The sequence below is a fragment of the Nostoc sp. genome (assembly GCF_036918015.1).
In the GTDB taxonomy this organism is placed as follows: domain Bacteria; phylum Cyanobacteriota; class Cyanobacteriia; order Cyanobacteriales; family Nostocaceae; genus Nostoc.
On sequence record NZ_JBALEO010000083.1, the window covers coordinates 259,509 to 278,287 of the forward strand.

16 protein-coding genes are annotated in these 18,779 nt (G+C 40.6%); 7 read left to right on the forward strand and 9 right to left on the reverse strand.

The window, feature by feature from the left end:
• Nucleotides 1–358: 358 nt before the first annotated feature.
• A complete protein-coding gene (gene truB / locus V7K61_RS25140; protein ID WP_335057532.1) occupies nt 359–1,243 on the forward strand; it encodes a tRNA pseudouridine(55) synthase TruB in 885 nt (294 codons plus the stop codon).
• A gap of 416 nt (nt 1,244–1,659) precedes the next feature.
• On the opposite strand, the gene V7K61_RS25145 is transcribed toward truB, so the two are convergent.
• From V7K61_RS25145 to V7K61_RS25155, 3 genes are all read right to left on the reverse strand, one after another.
• Nucleotides 1,660–2,496: a CheR family methyltransferase gene (locus V7K61_RS25145; protein ID WP_335057627.1), complete on the reverse strand. Its 837-nt coding sequence runs from the start codon at nt 2,494–2,496 to the stop codon at nt 1,660–1,662.
• Nucleotides 2,497–2,538: 42 nt separating this feature from the next.
• Nucleotides 2,539–3,075 carry a hypothetical protein gene (locus V7K61_RS25150; protein ID WP_335057534.1) on the reverse strand — a complete coding sequence of 179 codons (537 nt, stop codon included), beginning with the start codon at nt 3,073–3,075 and terminating at the stop codon, nt 2,539–2,541.
• Between the two features lie 184 nt (nt 3,076–3,259).
• Nucleotides 3,260–3,826, reverse strand: coding sequence for an HD domain-containing protein (locus V7K61_RS25155; RefSeq protein ID WP_335057536.1), 567 nt, complete (start codon nt 3,824–3,826; stop codon nt 3,260–3,262).
• A 444-nt stretch (nt 3,827–4,270) separates the two neighbouring features.
• On the opposite strand from V7K61_RS25155, the gene V7K61_RS25160 reads away from it, so the two are divergent.
• Both V7K61_RS25160 and V7K61_RS25165 read left to right on the forward strand, forming a co-directional pair.
• Nucleotides 4,271–4,822, forward strand: a complete 552-nt coding sequence (locus V7K61_RS25160; RefSeq protein ID WP_335057538.1) for a DUF2231 domain-containing protein — start codon at nt 4,271–4,273, stop codon at nt 4,820–4,822.
• A gap of 571 nt (nt 4,823–5,393) precedes the next feature.
• Nucleotides 5,394–5,768, forward strand: a complete 375-nt coding sequence (locus V7K61_RS25165) for a hypothetical protein (RefSeq protein WP_335057540.1) — start codon at nt 5,394–5,396, stop codon at nt 5,766–5,768.
• Nucleotides 5,769–6,088: 320 nt separating this feature from the next.
• On the opposite strand, the gene V7K61_RS25170 is transcribed toward V7K61_RS25165, so the two are convergent.
• Nucleotides 6,089–9,475, reverse strand: coding sequence for an alpha-mannosidase (locus V7K61_RS25170; protein ID WP_335057542.1), 3,387 nt, complete (start codon nt 9,473–9,475; stop codon nt 6,089–6,091).
• An 87-nt stretch (nt 9,476–9,562) separates the two neighbouring features.
• Here V7K61_RS25170 and V7K61_RS25175 point away from each other — a divergent pair, with 87 nt between their 5' ends.
• The 4 genes from V7K61_RS25175 (at nt 9,563) to V7K61_RS25190 (ending at nt 13,933) form a co-directional block, all read left to right on the forward strand.
• Nucleotides 9,563–11,203 (forward strand): hypothetical protein, encoded by a 1,641-nt coding sequence (locus V7K61_RS25175; protein ID WP_335057544.1) that lies wholly within the window; start codon nt 9,563–9,565, stop codon nt 11,201–11,203.
• A gap of 132 nt (nt 11,204–11,335) precedes the next feature.
• Complete coding sequence (locus V7K61_RS25180) at nt 11,336–11,632, forward strand: hypothetical protein (protein ID WP_335057546.1); 297 nt, start codon at nt 11,336–11,338, stop codon at nt 11,630–11,632.
• Nucleotides 11,633–12,014: 382 nt separating this feature from the next.
• Complete coding sequence (locus tag V7K61_RS25185) at nt 12,015–12,980, forward strand: class I SAM-dependent methyltransferase (protein WP_335057548.1); 966 nt, start codon at nt 12,015–12,017, stop codon at nt 12,978–12,980.
• 32 nt (nt 12,981–13,012) lie between these two features.
• Nucleotides 13,013–13,933 (forward strand): alpha/beta hydrolase, encoded by a 921-nt coding sequence (locus V7K61_RS25190; RefSeq protein ID WP_335057550.1) that lies wholly within the window; start codon nt 13,013–13,015, stop codon nt 13,931–13,933.
• Between the two features lie 225 nt (nt 13,934–14,158).
• Here V7K61_RS25190 and V7K61_RS25195 read toward each other — a convergent pair whose 3' ends face one another.
• From V7K61_RS25195 to arsM, 5 genes are all read right to left on the reverse strand, one after another.
• Entirely contained in the window at nt 14,159–14,473 is a 315-nt protein-coding gene (locus tag V7K61_RS25195) for a ribbon-helix-helix domain-containing protein (protein WP_335057552.1), read from the reverse strand.
• Between the two features lie 100 nt (nt 14,474–14,573).
• Nucleotides 14,574–15,344 (reverse strand): SDR family NAD(P)-dependent oxidoreductase, encoded by a 771-nt coding sequence (locus V7K61_RS25200; protein WP_335057554.1) that lies wholly within the window; start codon nt 15,342–15,344, stop codon nt 14,574–14,576.
• A complete protein-coding gene (gene arsS / locus V7K61_RS25205) occupies nt 15,344–16,351 on the reverse strand; it encodes an arsenosugar biosynthesis radical SAM (seleno)protein ArsS (protein ID WP_335057556.1) in 1,008 nt (335 codons plus the stop codon). Before arsS ends, V7K61_RS25200 begins: the two co-directional genes overlap by 1 nt.
• A gap of 43 nt (nt 16,352–16,394) precedes the next feature.
• Nucleotides 16,395–17,357, reverse strand: coding sequence for an inorganic phosphate transporter (locus V7K61_RS25210; protein ID WP_335057558.1), 963 nt, complete (start codon nt 17,355–17,357; stop codon nt 16,395–16,397).
• A 319-nt stretch (nt 17,358–17,676) separates the two neighbouring features.
• The gene (arsM, locus tag V7K61_RS25215) at nt 17,677–18,645 is read right to left on the reverse strand and encodes an arsenosugar biosynthesis arsenite methyltransferase ArsM (RefSeq protein ID WP_335057560.1); all 969 of its coding nucleotides are present in this window, start codon (nt 18,643–18,645) and stop codon (nt 17,677–17,679) included.
• Between the last annotated feature and the right edge of the window lie 134 nt (nt 18,646–18,779).

The following is an 18,779-nucleotide window of genomic DNA, read 5'->3' on the forward strand; positions in this document are numbered from 1 at the left end:
AGTTTTCTCTGATAATTGTTGATTATTACAGTTTTATTTGTTGGAAATTATAATTGACATCGTGATATTTGCGGAAAATACTCGGCGTTATCTCAATACGGTTCGGTTAAGGTTTTTTGATGAAAATGATAGATCACAAAGATCCGATAAATCATCACAAAGACGCGATAAATCGCCGTCTCTACAAAAGACTGATTATTGTAAAGACGGCGATTCATCGCGTCTCTGCTTAGAGAATACCTTAACACTGGTAAACTTGTATAAAATAATGCCTAAACTAGTCTTAATTACTAAATATTAATGCTTTGAGCATTAAATAAGTATTTAATAGAGTTTAGAAGCTGTAAGTATTGATTTTGTGTTATTTCAAGGTTTTCTCAACTTAAACAAACCATTTGACTGGACTTCCCACGACTGCGTAGCGCGGGTGCGAAAATTGTTGCGCCTCAAACGTGTAGGACATGCGGGAACCTTAGATCCAGCAGCAACAGGCGTTTTACCGATCGCACTTGGTAAAGCCACAAGATTATTGCAATATCTGCCAGAAAACAAAGCTTATAAGGCTACGATTCGTCTGGGTGTGCGGACTACAACCGATGATTTAGAAGGTGAAATTATTAATTCTCAAGCTTGTGCTGGATTGAGTTTCGCAGAGGTGAAAACTGCACTAACACAATTTGAAGGCAAGATTGAGCAAATCCCACCGAATTATAGTGCAATTCAAGTGGATGGGAAACGTCTCTACGACTTAGCACGCCAAGGGAAAACGGTGGAAGTTCCAGTGCGGACAGTGGAAATTTTTCAGATAGAAATTTTGGACTGGAGAGAAGGAGATTTTCCCGAATTGGATGTGGCGATCGCCTGTGGATCTGGTACATATATTAGAGCGATCGCTCGTGACTTAGGTGCAATCTTAGAAACTGGTGGCACTCTTGCAGCTTTGATCCGTACTCAAAGCAGTGGTTTCGATTTAACAGATAGTCTCACTTTCACCGACTTAGAGACTAAATTACAAGGCGGGACATTCCAACCTCTCGCCCCTGATGCAGCCTTACAACATTTGTTGTCTGTGACTTTACCAGCAACATCTGCTCAAAAATGGTGTCAAGGTCAGCGAGTTTCTCTGAACTCTGATATTACTGGGATAGTGCGAGTTTATGAAGAAGAGACTCGCTTTTTAGGTGTTGGACAATTACAAGATGAAGTGTTAATTCCGCAAATGGTTTTTGAACCGATTTCTTGAAGGAGAATTCAGGAGTCAGAATTCAGAATCACGGAGAATTTCTGCAAAGTTCGGATAGCTGTGTTTAAGAAAGTCTTGTCCAAAAAACTCTAAGCCTGGATTTCTCACTTGTGAGAAATCCAAAGGGTGTGGGAGGTGTGGGAGGATGGGGAAGAAGTCTTACCCCCCACACTCCCCACTAATGTGTAATTTACCTTAAGCGATGTCTATCGACAAGCCGCTTCTCTACGAGAGGCTACGCCAACGCGTCTACGCTAAATTTATCTTCTGAACACAATAAAAAATGTTTGACAGACTGTCTTTTGACAACGAGCGCAATTTTATTCATAAATTTTTGGATAATTAGGCATTAGCTTATGGGGCATTCTTTATTTTAGGATAATTCATAATTCAATTCCCTACTCAAATAATTCTCTTCATCCACCTGCTATTTTTCTATATATTTTCTCACCCTTGATTAACTCTTCATAGTACTGCTCATAAGAGGTGAACCTGATAGATTCTTGTCTTCCTAAACCTAAGATACCAAAGGTGCAAAGGCTATTATGAAAAAGTTCGTGTACACGTTTCTGAAGTACCTGATTAAAATATATGAGGACATTACGACAAAGAATCACATTAAACTCATTAAAAGAACTGTCAGTTGCTAAATTATGCTGGGCAAAAACAACATTTTCTCGTAGGGATGAGCGAAAAATAGCATTGTCATAAGCTGCTGTATAATATTCTGAGAAAGACTTCTTGCCGCCTGCTTTCAGATAAAGGTGAGTATATTCCTGCATCATTTTCAGCGAGAAAATCCCACTTTTGGCATTTTGTAATACCTTCTCATTCGTATCAGTGGCATATATGCGGCAACGGTGATAAAGTCCTTCTTCTTGCAATAAAATTGCCATTGAATAGACTTCTTCACCAGTTGAACATCCAGCGTGCCAGATGCGAATAAATGGATAGGTTTGTAAGAAGGGAATAACCTGATTTCTGAAGGTGTTATAAAAGCTGGGATCGCGAAACATTGATGTTACATTCACCGTCAGAGCCAGCAAAAATCTTTCTAAATAGGGGCGGTTGTGGAGTAATCGTTCTTGCAATGCAGAAACATTTGCTAACCCTTCTAATTGCATGAAGCCCTGAATACGACGCTTCAGTGATGAAAGAGCATAATTGCGAAAGTCATAACCGTAGTATTGATACACACCTTCCAAAAGTAGGCGTATTTCTATGTCCTCCAAGATTGGTTTGGGTAGAGGCATAATATTCATAATTCATAATTCATAATTCATCATTCATAGGTTTCAGCTTAACCAAGTGGCTTTTACTACTAAAACAGCGATCGCAATTATTGAAACTCCAGCTAGCCATCTTACCTGAGAGCGCAGATTTTTAATCTCTTGGCTCAGACTTTCTGTCTGTGGTATGGAATATGGTTCCAGTTGTACAACTTCAATAGCTACTTGTTCGGGTATCTTTTGGGGATTTTCAAAAGAGACTTGCGTGTGTAGCCAATTAGTAATCAGTTGGGGACAGTTCTTTTTAAACCAATTTAAAGCTAAGGTTCTAAAAACTGGTTTAGACATTCGGGCAATTAATTTCATCACCCTGTTTAAAGGTTTCAGGCGAAGCTTTTGATTAATCAAATTGACTGAACCAACATCATAAAGACAATCCAGAATTAGTTTCACAGTGGCTTCTTCACTGTTAATCAAGTTTTGCAGTAAAAGCAGAACATCACGCATACGCTCTGCTTCCATATACTTTTCTGCCAAGTTTTCTGGAGGACTTACTGAAGGATTTACAGTTTGATTTAGGGTGTTTTGTCTTACTATCGTCATATTGGTAACATAGCAGCCAGAATAATGTCAGTACACCTATCTATCGAGAGAAAGATTTTTTATCTTGAGAGAGAATCTAAAAGACAAAATTTATTCGTGAGATACATAACTAGATCGTGTCTGTAAAACAGCTATTTGTCTAGTTTTGATAAATCTTTTATCTACTTCTGGGTAAATAAAATTTTTATTTAGATGCTAACACTTCAATTTGTAAAATCACCCGTTCTAATTCGTCAATTATTACAGTGCTTTCAGTCTTTTTAAAAGCCTCTACAAGCGCCCGATAATACCAAAGAGTACCTTCTTTCCGCCCATGAAAACGTTCCCAAAGTGATTCGCCCAAAATGCGATAATCTTTGAGAATAGACTGGGCATTGTAAAGTTTATCCGCTGATGACACCAGCAGAACTGATGGGGAAGCGGTAGCAATATGAGCAATGTATGCCTCCTTACGCTGTCGCCAAGGGGGTTTTGGAGTTGTATCAGCGTCAGTACAACCATCTACAATTGCCGTTACATTGTCACCAAAGCGACGACGAATTTCTTCTCGTGTTGCAGCGCCACCTTGATCTTCGATCGCATCGTGTAAGAGGGCTGCGATCGCTTCATCTTCATTTGCCCCGTATTCTAAAGCAATACTGGAGACACCTAATAAATGGGCAACATAAGGGACGCCTGAACCTTTACGAACTTGGTTAGCGTGTAGTTGGGTGGCGTAGGTAAGGGCTGCGGTAAAACGTTCTGAGAGCATTGTATAAAAAAATTCCAGCAGTCAGAATAACTCAACCGAAATATTGGGTTTGTGTCAATTTTATAACAAATCGCTCCAAGTGCAGAGGTAATAAAGGATAAAAAGGGTACAAAGGAAAATTTGAAATTAGATAGACAACATTTAAATCTATATTCCATCGCCAGATAGATAAAACTCTGCTGTTAGTTTATTAGATTTACTCAAGGATGCGCTTTTCAAACTAGGACTAAGAGTTAACTTAGATAATGTTCAGACAATCCTGGATTAGAAAAGCAGATTTTCGACGATCGGGTGATGCAAAAGTAGCACTAAATTCCAGCAGAAAATTAGTCAAGTCAACCCACTAAAAGTATAAGTAGGCAAACTATCCTACAAGCTGAAGCTGATGTTAAAAAAGTTTCTTCAGCCGAAAAATGTAACGTTCATAAATTCAGGATACTAATAATGGAAACGACAGAAACAACGCAAACAGGTTCAACACCTTTTCCAAATATTCCACCAATTATTGAAAGTAACGACAGTGAGTATCGTGATACTGGTGTACCCAGTACAGTTGCGATCGCCGGACATCCCCTACACCCGTTGAGTGTGATCTTTCCCATAGCATTTTTAGCTGCTGCCTTGGGAAGTGACATTGGTTATTGGTTAACTGGCGATTTCTTTTGGGCTAGGGCTTCGCTATGGTTAATCGGACTTGGATTAGGTGGAGGCATCCTTGCATCTGCGATCGGTCTTAGCGACTTTGTGAAAATTGAACGCGTCCGCAAGCGCGCCGCCGGTTGGACGCATTTGATACTTAACGTTTCTATACTTGTTTTATCACTCGTCAACTTTCTCCTACGTTTAGGTGACGCTGAATCCCGAATACTGCCTTGGGGACTGTTAATCTCGCTTGTTGTCGGTACGCTAACCAGTGCTTCTGGTTGGTTCGGTGCTGAACTCTCCTATCGCCACAAAATTGGTGTAGTGGGTGCAGGTAGCAGAAGATATCCTTAAAGGAGGCAGAAGATAGGAAAATGCAGCAATTAACAAGATAGTTACTTGGAGCTAGAAACCCAGTGACAGATTATTATAGCGGTTCTCGGTTGAGTGAGGTAAGAACCCCACCCCCAACCCCCTCCCCGCAAGCGAGGAGGGGGCTAAGATGTACCTCATGTGATTAGGAAACGCTATATTTACAGCTTCCGCTCAGAATATTTAGCAGTTATCCTTTGTATTTGATACATCTTGTGGGGTGGAGATAAGTCCGATTTAAGGTTTTGCCAAATCAAAATTTGGGAGGGTCTTTCCCTTACCAAGTAAGGCTTTTGAACCCATCTCACAAGAAAAAAATTAGCGTATTTAATTAATAAGTTTATACTTTATCTAAGTGGTGAAAAAAATTACATTCTGTTAAACGCTAACTATTTATATACACAAGCTTATAAAAATTGCAATTATACAAAAGGGTGAAATTGCAATATTGAATTTCATACCAAATTGAGTTTAAAAAAGTGCGCGATCGCTAATTTTCAGAGTTTAAAGTGTTTTAATAAAGTTATTAACGAAAGTTTAGAGAAGCAAAAACATGAAAGGTTTCAGGAAGTTATCCTCAATAGCAGTGTTGCTATTCGCCTTTGTGTCTCCGCCCTCATTAGCTGAGGTGAAAGATATTTCTCTAAGTAATACTCTGAATGAACAGAGCGTTGCGCCAGATGCCAACCTGGTTGGAAATAAAACTGGAGAGCTTTTGATTGCTCAACGGCGGTCAAGACGATATCAGAGAATCCGACGACGGCAGATAATTCAACGCCGACAGCCCTTTGGAAGACGGCAGGTAATCCGACGACAGCAATTAAGACAACGACAAATAATCAGACGACGGCAGCGCTTCGGACAAGAGGAGATTATCCAACGACAGCAGCCCTTTGGAAGACGGCAGATAATCCGACGACGCTATTAGAGATAGGAGTGAAAATGACGTAGGCATAATAGCCTTCTCCTAACAGAGAGGCTACGCGTAGCTTGCTTCCATGAATTGATACGGGAAGCCTCCGGCTACATGAATTTTGCCTACTAAGGAATTAGTTTCTAGAGATGTCTATTGATGACTGGTGATACAAATCAGCCAATTGTTAATAGGAATCTGGTGAAAAAGAATGTAGAGACGCAGCACTGTTAAATCTCTACAAGGGTTTTGGATAACACATATTTAATTTCACCAGATGTTTAATGGTTAGTAGTTGTTCTATTAATCACTAACCATTAATTAACTATAGTGGCTCACTCCAGCCTGGGATTAATCGCTGGTATCACCTTGAAATTGGCGATTTTCCAAGGTTGTATCATCAAGATTTGTTGCTGAGATGAAAATTCAGTACTGTCAGAGCGCTCTAATAAATCTACTGGATTTCCTAGATTCAATCCTAAATCACTTTGCAAAGATAACTCGGCTGTTTTTCCCTGAGATTCATAACATCGCAGAATTAACTGCTGTGGATCGTCTTCAGATGGCTTTAAGGCCATCAAGATTAAATTTTCAGCTGATAAATCTAGGAAACTTACTCCTTCAATAGTGCTGTTAGCGGTAGCGGAGGGTTGAGCCAGTGGCCAATTGAATATCACTTGCAATGGTATATTCAATTCATAGCCACGCCGTACTGTATGGGCTGATTCCCAGCTATCAGCATGAGGATACAAGGTATATTTGAACTCGTGAAAACCTCGGTCAGCCTCTGAATCAGGCCAATTAGAACTGCGTAGCAGTGTTAGGCGGAGTTGATTTGGTTTGCTGTCATAACCGTATTTACAATCATTGAGCAAACTGACACCATAACGATTTGGGATTCCGGTATTTGTCTGTGTATCTTCTGCTGTTAAATCAGCCCAACGCAAAGCAGGAACTTCCCATTTTGCTTGTTCTGCCGGGGTTTGTGGTTTAGTTGGGCGGCGAATCGCGCCACAGGGAATTTCATAAGTAGCAAAGTCGGCTTCAATATTTAGAGGAAAAGCAGCTTTCACTAATACATGATTTTCTTGCCAATTGACAGTTGTAGCAATGTTCAGCAGAGGTGAACCAGCTTGCAGAATATAGTCTTGGCAAAATTCCGATTCACCCAACTGACGCATCACGCGTACACGACTTTGCACTGGGCCTTGTTCTAACCACTGAATAGATTGAAGATTTGTTGAAGGTAAGGGATGTTGAGCATAATTGGGGTCTATATTCCAAGCATCCCAATATTGCCCACTGTCTTTAAAAGCTTGTAGTTGATTCCCCGCGCCACTTAAAACTTCTCGCTGATAAGTTTTGTCAAAAACACTTGATAAATCTCCAGTATCAGGATCTATAACAACTCGCAAGAATTCATTTTCTAAAATCCAGTCTGGGAGGAGTGGGGGAGATGAGGGAGAGACGCGATTAATCTCGTCTGTAGTGGGGAGTGAAGAGGAAAGCCAAAATATGCGGTAGCCTACAGGTGGAATTTCGGTGGCGAGAAATAGTAGGGTTGATGGTTGAGATAATTGGGATACAAGCTGCTTTCCAGAAGCATCGTAAATTTGCCATTCCTGGGTATTTGTTGGTGGTGTGGGTAAGGCTACAGAGATTACCTCAGAACGTTGCCAATTGAGAGAATTGAAAACAAAAATAGGTAGACTATCGGGTTTTGGTGGTTCTGATAGGGTAATGTGAGATGCGATCGCTAAAAGTGATTCCTGTAATATTTTCGTTCCCACTTGTTCCACTTGTTGCCATTGGGGCAACGCATCTGTGTAAACTTGGGTAATTGAAGAACCAGGTAAAATATCGTGAAACTGTTGAAATAACACCAATTTCCAAGCTGCTTCAATTTCTGCCTTGGGATATGTCACACCACAGCTTACAGTTGCCAAGGTAGCAAATAGTTCAGCTTGATATAATAAATTTTCACAACGACGATTCCAGCGTTTTTGATCTCCGTGGGTAGTGTAGCAACCGCGATGAAATTCTAAGTATAATTCGTCATTCCAAGTAGGGAATGAGGACGCAGGGGAAGCAGGGGAAGCAGGGGAGGCAGGGGAGGCAGGGGAGGCAGGGGGAGAATAATAACTCCTGAATTCTGACTCCTGAATTCTGACTCCTGAATTCTGCCTCCTGCCTCCTGCCTCCTGCCTCCTGCCTCCTTTACTGATTTGCTGTAAATACTTTTCAGCCGTCGTAAATTCTAAGTCTGGGAAGAAAGGCGACTTTTGCCAGCGTTGGGCGGTTTCTAACATATCACGGGTGGGGCCGCCGCCGTGGTCGCCGACACCTGGAAGCCAGAGGGATTCTGGTAAACCAGTTTGGGTTTGCCACTCAAGAGCATAAGTTGCCATTTTAACTGGGTCTATAGCTTCACCGATGGGTGCAGACATCAAACTAAAGACTTTACTGCCGTCAGGCGATCGCCACCAAAAAGCCCCATAATCAAATTTATTAGTATCATTCCATCGCAACTTCTGCGTCACAAAATACTCAATTCCGGCATTAGCGAAAAACTGCGGTAAAGTTGCACAGAAACCAAAAGAATCTGGAACCCATTCTACAGTTGAAAGCTTGCCAAATTTTTCCTCAATGTAGCGCTGACCATACAGTAGCTGACGGACTATTGATTCACCGGCAATTAGGTTGAGTTCTGGTTCCACCCACATTCCGCCGACAACTTCCCAACGTCCGGCGGCTACCTGTGCTTGAATTGCCCTAAACAAATCCGGGCGATGTTCTTCAATCCAAGCATAAAGTGCGGGACTTGAATGACAGAAAATTAACTCAGGAAAATCTGCTTGCAACTTCAGAACCGACTCAAAAGTATTTTGCGCCGCATTCCAAGTTTCACTCACAGGCCATAACCATGCTAAATCTAAGTGAGCATGACCCAACAGGAAAATTTTAGATTTTTGATCCCCCCAACCCCCCTTCAAAAGGGGGGCTAAGATGTCGGATTGAATTAAATTTTGACGTAGAGACAAAAACGATCTTACTAACTCTTCCTTGGCGTCCTTCTCTTCGAGACGCTGCGCGAAGGCGTCTTGGCGGTTCGTAACCTCCCCCACCATCGCCGCCAAAACATCCAACTTCTCCGGCGCAAATTTTTCTAAATAAAGTTGTACCACAGCTAACTCATCAGCCACAAAACCCGGATCGGGATTATTATCAACATAAGACTCATAAACTAGGAGCGATCGCACTAAAGCACCATCACAATGTCCCGGACTCACTAACCGCAAAGCCACAGTGAATTCTTCCCCTGCCGTCACCCCCTGACTGAGAAGCACTCTCGGCGAACAATCAAATAAATCACCCTCCAGCACTAACTCGCCATTTACATAAATCTCAGCAGAATCCGCCCACCAAACCAGCGCCAGCCGCAAAGATAACCCAGCTAAGGGATAACCGTGTAAATCTTGGGGAACCACCAATCTTTGCACTAGCCATAGCACTTTTTTCCCACCCGTCCAAGCAATATGTTCCTTAGCATTCAACTGGGCAGGTTGCCAATGAGACAAATCAGCAGCTACAACATCAGTAATAACTAGGTCAGATTCCTGATACAGCCATGTAGACTGGATATTAACTTGACAAAAAGAGCGCAGTTGCTCAATTGCTTGTGAGATAAACTTGGTCTGGGATTGAGAGACAGTCGGGGTCATATATTCGCTAAGATGAGGTGTTGGTCGTTTTTATTGTTTGGCGCGAGTCTCACAACTTAACAAGACTTGAACTAAAAAATTACTACTATGTCTTCTGGTTCCTCTGGTCGTTATCAAAGCAGACTATTTAACTTTGTCCACCAGCAATCTCGGCGGGTGACACAACAGTGGGAACATACCTTTCGGCATTTGCAAGTCGCCACTAAGTGGGGTGTCGAGGTACTACTTTACCCAGTGTATCTACTGTTTCAGTCATCTGAATCATCTGGGAAAACGCTACATACTAAAGAACCACAAACTAGATTAAAGTTACAACCAAATGATACCGATTTCCAGCCTGAAACTCTACCCAATGCTGATAGTCCCATTCAAAATGTACTAGAGGCAGTCAATTATCTGTCATCAGATGAACCCGCTTCCACTCCTACGAAAGCATCTAAACATTTCAATCCCTTGGCTTTATTGGGAGTTTTCCGGCTGAAATTGGTTGAAAATAACTCTAATCTTACTCAATCATCAAATATTACAGCTAATCAAGCTGTCAGTCTCAACCCTTCACAATTAGACAATGCCCTTCAACAGCGTCTTCTAATAGTGCGAGGAATTGCCACAAATTTGATGAGTCGAAATTTAGTACTTGTTACTGCCGACAATGAAATTCTAGATATCTTAACACCGGAACAACAGGCAAAATTAGAAGAACGAATTATTAACGAAGTTGCTAATTACTGGCAGTCTTGGCGTTTGATTGTAGCTAAAAAAGAAACGCAGCTACTACCACAAATTGACCGATTATTAGCAAAACTCACTGACGTAAACCCAGCTAAAATTCCAGTTTTAGCCGAGGGTATACCAAAAGATTTACTTAATACAGATAGATTATTAGCATTTATAGATATAGCCGTTGCTAAATTGGAATCGAATGCTTTAATCCCAGTGCAAGAACGTAGCCAGGAAGTTATCCAAGTCGCCCAAACTCAGTTAAACATATTTCTTTATGGCAAAGAGCAATTAGCTGCAAAGGGAGAAATTGCCGCCAACGCTGATGGTTTAGAAACTCATTCACAGAATTTTCAGGCTTTGATTGAGGCGGCACTTAATTACTTTTTTGGTGTTGGTAATAGAAAAACACTTGAGACAGCAACCAGTAATGAAAGATTGCCAGGTAAACTATTTCCATCACGCCTTAGAAAAGCTTTGTCCAAAAGCCCTCTGGGAGAGAACCAGGATTTAACAAACGATCCTTGGCTAACGTGGAATGATTTATTTGGTGACACAAAAACCGTTGCTGAAAAGCCAGTTACACTTTCTGGGGGAATAAATCCTGCTTTAGCCCCAAGTTTATCAATAGGGCATTTTCCACAAAAGAATTTGAGTGTAAAACAACCTAAAGTCGGATCTGGTTTGATACAAAGAAAACAACCAAGTAGTAATCTTACATCAAGTAAAAAAACATCTGGAAAAGTCGCATCTGTAAAACAAACTCAAACCCGCATTTCCCAAACTAAAAGCGAGAGTCGTAAAGGGGAAATGTTGCAACAGCAATTTCACCAAAGCAGTCATGTTGAGGCACAGCCAGATTGGATAGAAACCACAGCAACTTCAACTGGCTATGAAAAGCACCCTTTAGAACAACTTTTGGAATGGCTTGATTATGTTATGGTCTGGCTAGAAGAGAGATTTGTCAAGATTTTTCAGTCGTTACGGCAGTTGTGGCAAGGAAAATAATACTAATTTGTAATACTTCGGCTACGCTCAGTACAAGTTCGTAATTCACGCTCATCAGATTTAATCGGGGCTTACAATTTTTCAATTTAAGGATAATTTTGATTATCTATAATGTTATTGGTGGTTGTCTAAGTGAAAATTATTGTTTATTGTAAATACTTCAATTTCAAAAATCCATTAGATAAACCGAAAATTGAGACATTTGTGGTAAATCTGCCTCAAATTCCGAAGATAGGTGAAACAATTGTAGTCGAAAGAATTTCAGCCCAAAAGCAATTTGTAATTATCTTTGAATACATTGTGACAGCAGTGCAATTTAATGCATCTAGAGAATCGGTTGATGCAGTAGATGCTCAGGTAAATGCATTTTTGAACCACTGTTGGGAGGGAACATCAAATTTCAAAGTTACAAACTTTTTAGAACAATAATCTCTGACCACAATATACAGCAGTTTGCGACTAACTGAGGTACAAAATGCAGGAATTAAAATCAGACATAAACAGTTTCTAACTTCTGCCTCCTGCCGACGCTCGCGGACTCGCTAACGCTGCGCTATCCTGCCTTCTGCCTCACTTCTCTACGAGACGCTGCGCGTAGCTTGCTTCCCCGGAGGGTACGACTACGCAGTTCGACTGCGCTCACCGTAAACTCAGTGACCTCCTGCCTGCTTCAATGTTTTTTTATACTTGTACCCCCGACCGTATTTGATCGTAGTTTTATTCAACAACAGTAAAAGATTGCTGTAAAGTATAAAAAACATAGTAAACTTTAACTGCAACACATAAAAAAATATATAATCCAATCTTTATTATGTCTAAAAATATTTCAAATGAATGTCCTGTTTGTAGTCATGAAGGCATCCATATTCGTTCATTCTCTAAAAAAAATATTATGAGCGAATTAGAAGATTATTTTGCTGAAAAGCCACCAGACAAAATTGAAATAATAGACTATGAGATCCAGCAATGTAAAAATTGCTCACTTGAATATGCTTTTCCTCTAGAAGCAGGCAGCCAGTCATTTTACCAATGGGTTACTACTAGAGCAGGTTATTATCCAGAAACTAGATGGGAATGGTTTGCCGTAATTGAGCAAATAAATCAGCGAGAAAGACAAAATTCAATTTCTATCTTAGATGTGGGCTGCGGAGGAGGTAATTTTTTAGAAATTGCCAACAAACTTTCAAATACTCGTATAGTTGGTTTAGACACAACTCCAGACTCGATTGAGCAATGTCAGGCAAGAGGATTTGAAGTTTACTGTGAAACAATTGAGAGTTTTTACAATAAATTTCCTAGCGAAAGCTTTAACTATGTATTGTCTTTTCATTGCTTAGAACATATTAGCCAACCAAAGCAATTTATTGCATCAATGCTTTCTGTTCTCAAACCGATGGGTAGTATATTCATCAGCACTCCTTATTCACCTATGTCGGTTGAATCAGACTGGTTTGATATATTAAATCACCCACCACATCATCTGCTACGTTTGAGTAAAAAATCTTATGAAGAACTAGCACATCAACTAGGCTGTGAGATAAAATTTTATATGCCACCTGCAAATTCTGTTATGGCAAGAACAATAAACAATTTTAGTTTATCTAAATTTGGAAAAAATCAAACAGTATCTAAGTTGAGATTACTCCAAGAACTAATAAAAAATCCTACTCTATTTTTGAAAATATTCTTTGAACAATTAAGGCGCCATCGAGTTAATGGAAGTATCGCAGCAGATATTGTATTAGTGGAATTAAAACTATCCTCAAAAATAGTATAGAAATTATTTAAATTACATAAAAAATTAACCCTATGATTGACCATAGCACTCGCATACTCTCTCATAAACAAGGCAGATTCCAGGGTGTGGGAGGACTTGAACTGTATTATCAAAGCTGGCATCCAGAGGGTAAAGTCCGGGTAATATTAGCCATTGTGCATGGACTCGGAGGGCACAGCGATCGCTACAGTAATGTAATTGAGCAGTTGATACCCAAGCAATATGCTGTCTACGCCTTAGACTTGCGCGGTCATGGACGCTCACCGGGTCAGCAAGGCTATATCAACGCTTGGAGTGAGTTTCGTGAAGACTTAGGAGCTTTTTTACAGTTAATTCAGACTCAGAACCCTGGATGTCCAGTTTTTCTCTTGGGTCACAGCTTAGGCGCGGTGATTGTCTTAGATTACATTCTGCGCTATCCTCAACAAGCATCATTATTGCAGGGTGCGATCGCTCTTGCGCCAACCTTGGGGAAAGTTGGGGTTTCACCGATTCGGGTACTTTTAGGAAAAATGCTCTCACGGGTGTGGCCGCGTTTCACCCTAAATACAGGCATTGACATTAGCGCTGGTTCACGAGATCCGCAGGTTTTAGCTGCGATCGCTCAGGATACACTGCGACATACCCTTGCTAGCGCCCGTCTAGCTACAGAATTCTTTGCAACAGTTAATTGGATTAATGCTCATGCAGGTGATTGGCAATTACCATTGTTGATTCTCCACGGTGGTGCAGACCGAGTTGCTTTACCTGTGGGAAGCGACATCTTTTATCAACGGGTAAACTATACAGATAAGCTGAGAATTGAGTATCCAGAAGCCTATCACGAAATTCAGCGTGACCTCAATTATCGAGAGGTAATGGCTGATTTGGAAGATTGGTTAGAGCGACACCTACCATCTGAGGTGGTGCAGTTGGGACGGGGAAGCGCTGAGTTAGAATTTCCCAGTTCTTAGCTTTCAGTACAGAGGCATCTGCATCTGTTGGTGTTAAGCCAAATCCGTTTTTTGTGGCTGGTCTTGTAGCAACATTCCAAAACTCAACGCAGTTTTGCACGGTGATTTGCAGTGTATTTCCATCGCGTCGCAGTTTTCGGATTGCAGTTCGTATTATTGGGTGTAGTGGGTGAGTGCGATCTACAAAACGCAGTAGGATGTTAGTGTCTATGAGGTATACCACTGCTAAGGATGATCCTCATAAATACTCTCACGGGTCACAGCATAATCTGACAGCACAGGTATATTTGACCCAAAGTATGCTGCAAACTCGTCAGCTAACTTATCTACAACGACTTCAAACTCCTCATTGTTCAGTTGACCCTGTGTCTGAAGCTTTGCCATCAACTGAGCGCATTTTCCTTCTTGGCTTTTGCACTGTTGATCTTGAAAGATTAGCTCTTGAAGATATTCACTGGCTGAACTATAACCGCCTTTAGCTACTTGTTCTTCGACAAAGACTTTCATCGACTCAGGTAAGGAAATCTGAATGTTAGTCATACCTTCTCCGCTTTGATATTATCCTTGGCTGCTGGCACAAAAAACTTCATAGGCTTTGGTTACGAATAACATAAGTTTCACTAGCACAAGCGTAACGCAATTACCAAGGCAATCTGCTCCCATCCCATGAGAAAAAGTGTCCACTATCACCTTCTTGAAGCTGTTCGATGACAGCCAATAATTGGGTAACAGTACGTTCCACTGAAAATAATTTTTCCGCAGGTACATTTCCCTGGAAAGGACGAGAAAGGCGGGTATCAGTTGTACCAGGATGCAATGTTACTATTAATGCTTTCGGACAACTTCTTTTATACTCAATTGCCGCAGTTCGCATCAACATATTGAGTGCTGCTTTAGAAGCCCGATAGCCATACCATCCACCAAGTTGGTTATCGCCAATACTGCCCAATTTAGCAGAAATAGTGGCGAACACGCTGCGTTCTCCATGACGAAACAGAGGCAATAAATGTTTAGCCAGTAAGACAGCACCAATACTATTTATCTGAAAGTAGCGCAGCAAATTTTCTGAATTGATCTGTCTTAAGCTTTTTTCAGGTTGCAAAGTATCTTCATGTAACAGTCCTACACAGTTGACTACCAAATGCAGTTTATCAACTTGAGTATGTATTTTTTGAACAGCTTTAATAATCTGTAACTCGTCAGTAATATCCATCTCCAAACAAATTAATCGCTCAGGACATTCGTCTACAAGAGCTATTAACTCTAAGGCCAATTTAGGTTGACGAGAAGTTGCATAAATTTTAGCTATTCTGCGATCTTGTAGCAATTTTTTCACACAACCCAAACCAATACCTTGGCTGGCTCCCACAATCAAAGCATTGACAGGATTAATTTCATCGATAAAAGACATTAGAGTAAAGCGCCACCACAACTAGAACCACATCCAGCGGTACAACCATAGCAATAAGCAGCAGTTTGTACCTCATTAATCAGGTCTAAATTGCCAGCTTCTAACAATTTGCCAACTGTCAAAGTTTCACCATTGCGAGTTTTTGCAGGCAAATTCATCATTTGGTTAAAGTCACAATCATATACATTGCCCAGATAGTCAATTGAAACTTCATCGCGACACATTAAATGTTCAACTGTGCTGGGATTAAAATGCGACTCTAAAAACTGCAAATAGCTGGTGTATAGTTTTCTCCGTTCTAAATGCATTTTGGTTCTACCAACTGGTAAGTTGGTAAAGGTGAAGAGGTTGTTAAACACAATATTAAAATGTTCTTGTAAGAACATTTTGTAATCTCGTTCTAGGTTGGTCTGTTCGGGAGCTAAAGAAAATTTTTCATCGGTGGGTAACTGGGGATTAAAAACCAAGTCCAAAATTAAATTTTGGTCTTTGCCGTAGCCGAGTTGGTTAAGCCACTGCAAAGCTTTGACTGAACTATCAAAAACACCAGTACCGCGCATTTTATCAACATTATCTGCTAGGTAACAGGGCAAGGAAGCTACAACTCTTACTTGGTGTTTAGCAAAGTATTCTGGTAAATCCCCAAATCCATCTTCAAAATAAATAGTCAAATTAGACCGGACAATTACTTGTTTACCAGTTGCTTTTGCTGCTTCTACCAGTGGCTTAAATCCATAATTCATTTCGGGTGCGCCACCAGTCAAATCCACAATTTTAATTTCGGGAAATTTATGGATTAGTGAAATCAATTGTTCGCAAATTTCAGGAGAAAGTTCTTCTGTACGTTTTGGCCCGGCTTCGACATGACAGTGTGTACAAGCAAGATTACAAAGCTTACCTAGATTAATTTGTAAAACAGTGATTCCTTTTTTCGTCAAAGGTGAACTGAGTTTGTTTTTAAAGGCTGTGACTGCTGTATCTAGTAAAATTTCTGTTTGAGTTTGCATTAGTTACTAATCCTAAAAAATTGCACAACAATATTCAATTTTTCTAACCTTGCAATAATCTGTAGGTTATTGCACTAATAATTGCAGCAGTTGGTAAAGTTAAAATCCACGATAATAGAATCTGATAAAAAACACGCGTATTAGATTTAGATTTTTTGCTAATTCCTACACCAAAAATAGAACCAACTGAAACGTAAGTGGTAGAAACTGGAAGCCCAAACCGAGTAGCTGCAATCACCAGAATCCCAGTTACTATATTTGCTGATAAGCCTTGAGTATGATTCATTGAGGTAATCTTTTCGCTCATGGTTATTGCAACTTTTTGAGAGTTGAGTAAACCGCCAAGTGCCATTGCGATCGCTATCACGATCGCTCCTCCCTGAATCGAGAAATATTCAATAATTAGGATGAGTGAAACAATCTTAGGAGTATCATTTAATCCTCTAGTAAAGCTGACAATTCCAGCGCTGAGAAAATGGCAACCATCAATCATTTTGTGGTTGACTGGTAGATGCCATTTTGAATTAATATAGCCAGATAAGCTGTAAATTCCTGCTCCCAAGGGAATAGCAATGAGTGGACTGAGTAATAAAGGCAAAATAAAGGAAGTTCCTAAAGCGGCAAAATTAACTTGTAGTCCGATCGCAACTAATCCAGCGCCAACCAGCGCACCTGTTAAACTATGAGTTGTCGAAATGGGAAACCCCATAAGGGTAGCAATGAGTACAGTCAATCCAGTAGCGATCGCGACTGCAAGATGAAACTCTGGAGAATTAGCGATCGCATCAGGTAATAATCCTTTTCCAGAGAAGTTTTTAATTAATGCTCCTGCTAAAAAAGTCGCAGTTATTGCACCAGCCAAAGTTGTAAAAGTTGCCCACAAAATTGCTGTTTGATAACTGCTAGTCCGGCTACCAAACAGCGTCGCTACACCTTTAAAATTATCATTTGCTCCATTTGAATATGCTAAAAAAAGCGTAGCTAAAAACAGACTAATTAACAACATTTTGGAGTTTATAAACAAGAAGTCAGAAGTCAGAAGTCAGAATGTTATTAGTGAAATATTCAAATTGTGCCTTTATTACCCAGTCGCACAGAACCATTCTGTTAGCGGATAGCTAAGGTTTAGCCCATTCTGACTCCTGAATTCTTTGTTAAGAAATTAGTAAGAATTCAGCACCCAGAATGGGCTACGCCCCGCTACGCTAACAGAAGTCAGAATTTAAAAGGAATGCAGCATGATTAGTACATTTATCTATCAAATCTTCTCCTAATTCTTTAACTATTCTGAATTCTGACTCCTGACTCCTGAATTCTTACAGAAATTAACAGCAGCCACCACCGCTATAGTGCCAGGTTGAATCAGTAACAATTATTTCTGCTGGCTTGCTAGCAGCAAGTTTAGCAGCAGTTTTATCACACACCGCAGCCGGAATACCTAGCTGAAGTAAATGGCCTGCCAAATCGTCAAAGAAGGGTTCAGAACCAGCATAAATTGCTGTTTTTCCAGTGAAAATGCAAGCACCATCTTCTGGAATTACAACTTTAAATGAGACAGAATCCAGACTTTCTAAAAGTAGGTTTTCTTCTATATTATAAGTCTGGGAATCTAGTAGGCGATAGGGACGACGGGCACGAATTTCAACTTGACCAAAACCAGCATTTATAATCCTTTCAGTATACTCTTGATATGTAAGTGCGCCTGATAAACACATGGCTCTCAGTCGCTCATCTTGTTGAAGATGTGTTGGAATGGGACGAGTAGCAATTGGATCGCTCATCTGCAAGCGTCCACCTGGTTTTAACACCCGATATGCTTCTTTTAAAGCACGAGTTAAATCTTCTGGTTCAAAGATGTTGAAAAGGCAATTTTGTGCCACAATATCGACGCTAGCATCAGCAACGGGTAAATTAAAAGCATCACCTTCGCTAATTTCGACAAAGCTGGTGTTAAACCAGGGGTTTTCTTGAGCAGCAATTTCCAAATTACGTGCAGCTGCTTCCCGCATGGCCCCAACCGGTTCAACGGCAATTACAGCACTTGCATAACGGGAAAAATAAGCGAATTGCAACGCTTCTAAGCCGCCACCAACGCCGACGTACAGTACAGTAGGTTGGTTTCCTAGTTCGGTGGGGTGAACAGTGGTGCCACAACCATAATTCATTTCCTGCATTGCCAAAGGAATTTTCAATCCTGGTAGTTGCAGGGGCGTACTTTGTACACAACAAAGTCCAACTTGCGGGGTTTGGGCAACTTCGCGGTAGAACTGCGCTGCTGTTTCTAGATAGGTCATGCCACTTTGAGTTTTGGATTTTGGATGATGATAGCTTTGTGCATCCTAATATAATTAACTCTGAGTTGGATGAGTTTTTGTAGAGATTGCCAAAAATGCCAAAATCTGCTAAATTTAAGCCTTTTGCTTTTGGG

Excerpts from the sequence above, each read along its gene's own strand:
- V7K61_RS25145 (WP_335057627.1), bottom strand. The coding sequence starts at position 2,496 with ATGCCTCTACCCAAACCAATCTTGGAGGACATAGAAATACGCCTACTT.
- V7K61_RS25150 (WP_335057534.1), bottom strand. The coding sequence starts at position 3,075 with ATGACGATAGTAAGACAAAACACCCTAAATCAAACTGTAAATCCTTCA.
- V7K61_RS25155 (WP_335057536.1), bottom strand. The coding sequence starts at position 3,826 with ATGCTCTCAGAACGTTTTACCGCAGCCCTTACCTACGCCACCCAACTA.
- V7K61_RS25160 (WP_335057538.1), top strand. The coding sequence starts at position 4,271 with ATGGAAACGACAGAAACAACGCAAACAGGTTCAACACCTTTTCCAAAT.
- V7K61_RS25165 (WP_335057540.1), top strand. The coding sequence starts at position 5,394 with ATGAAAGGTTTCAGGAAGTTATCCTCAATAGCAGTGTTGCTATTCGCC.
- V7K61_RS25170 (WP_335057542.1), bottom strand. The coding sequence starts at position 9,475 with ATGACCCCGACTGTCTCTCAATCCCAGACCAAGTTTATCTCACAAGCA.
- V7K61_RS25175 (WP_335057544.1), top strand. The coding sequence starts at position 9,563 with ATGTCTTCTGGTTCCTCTGGTCGTTATCAAAGCAGACTATTTAACTTT.
- V7K61_RS25185 (WP_335057548.1), top strand. The coding sequence starts at position 12,015 with ATGTCTAAAAATATTTCAAATGAATGTCCTGTTTGTAGTCATGAAGGC.
- V7K61_RS25190 (WP_335057550.1), top strand. The coding sequence starts at position 13,013 with ATGATTGACCATAGCACTCGCATACTCTCTCATAAACAAGGCAGATTC.
- V7K61_RS25195 (WP_335057552.1), bottom strand. The coding sequence starts at position 14,473 with ATGACTAACATTCAGATTTCCTTACCTGAGTCGATGAAAGTCTTTGTC.
- V7K61_RS25200 (WP_335057554.1), bottom strand. The coding sequence starts at position 15,344 with ATGTCTTTTATCGATGAAATTAATCCTGTCAATGCTTTGATTGTGGGA.
- arsS (WP_335057556.1), bottom strand. The coding sequence starts at position 16,351 with ATGCAAACTCAAACAGAAATTTTACTAGATACAGCAGTCACAGCCTTT.
- V7K61_RS25210 (WP_335057558.1), bottom strand. The coding sequence starts at position 17,357 with ATGTTGTTAATTAGTCTGTTTTTAGCTACGCTTTTTTTAGCATATTCA.
- arsM (WP_335057560.1), bottom strand. The coding sequence starts at position 18,645 with ATGACCTATCTAGAAACAGCAGCGCAGTTCTACCGCGAAGTTGCCCAA.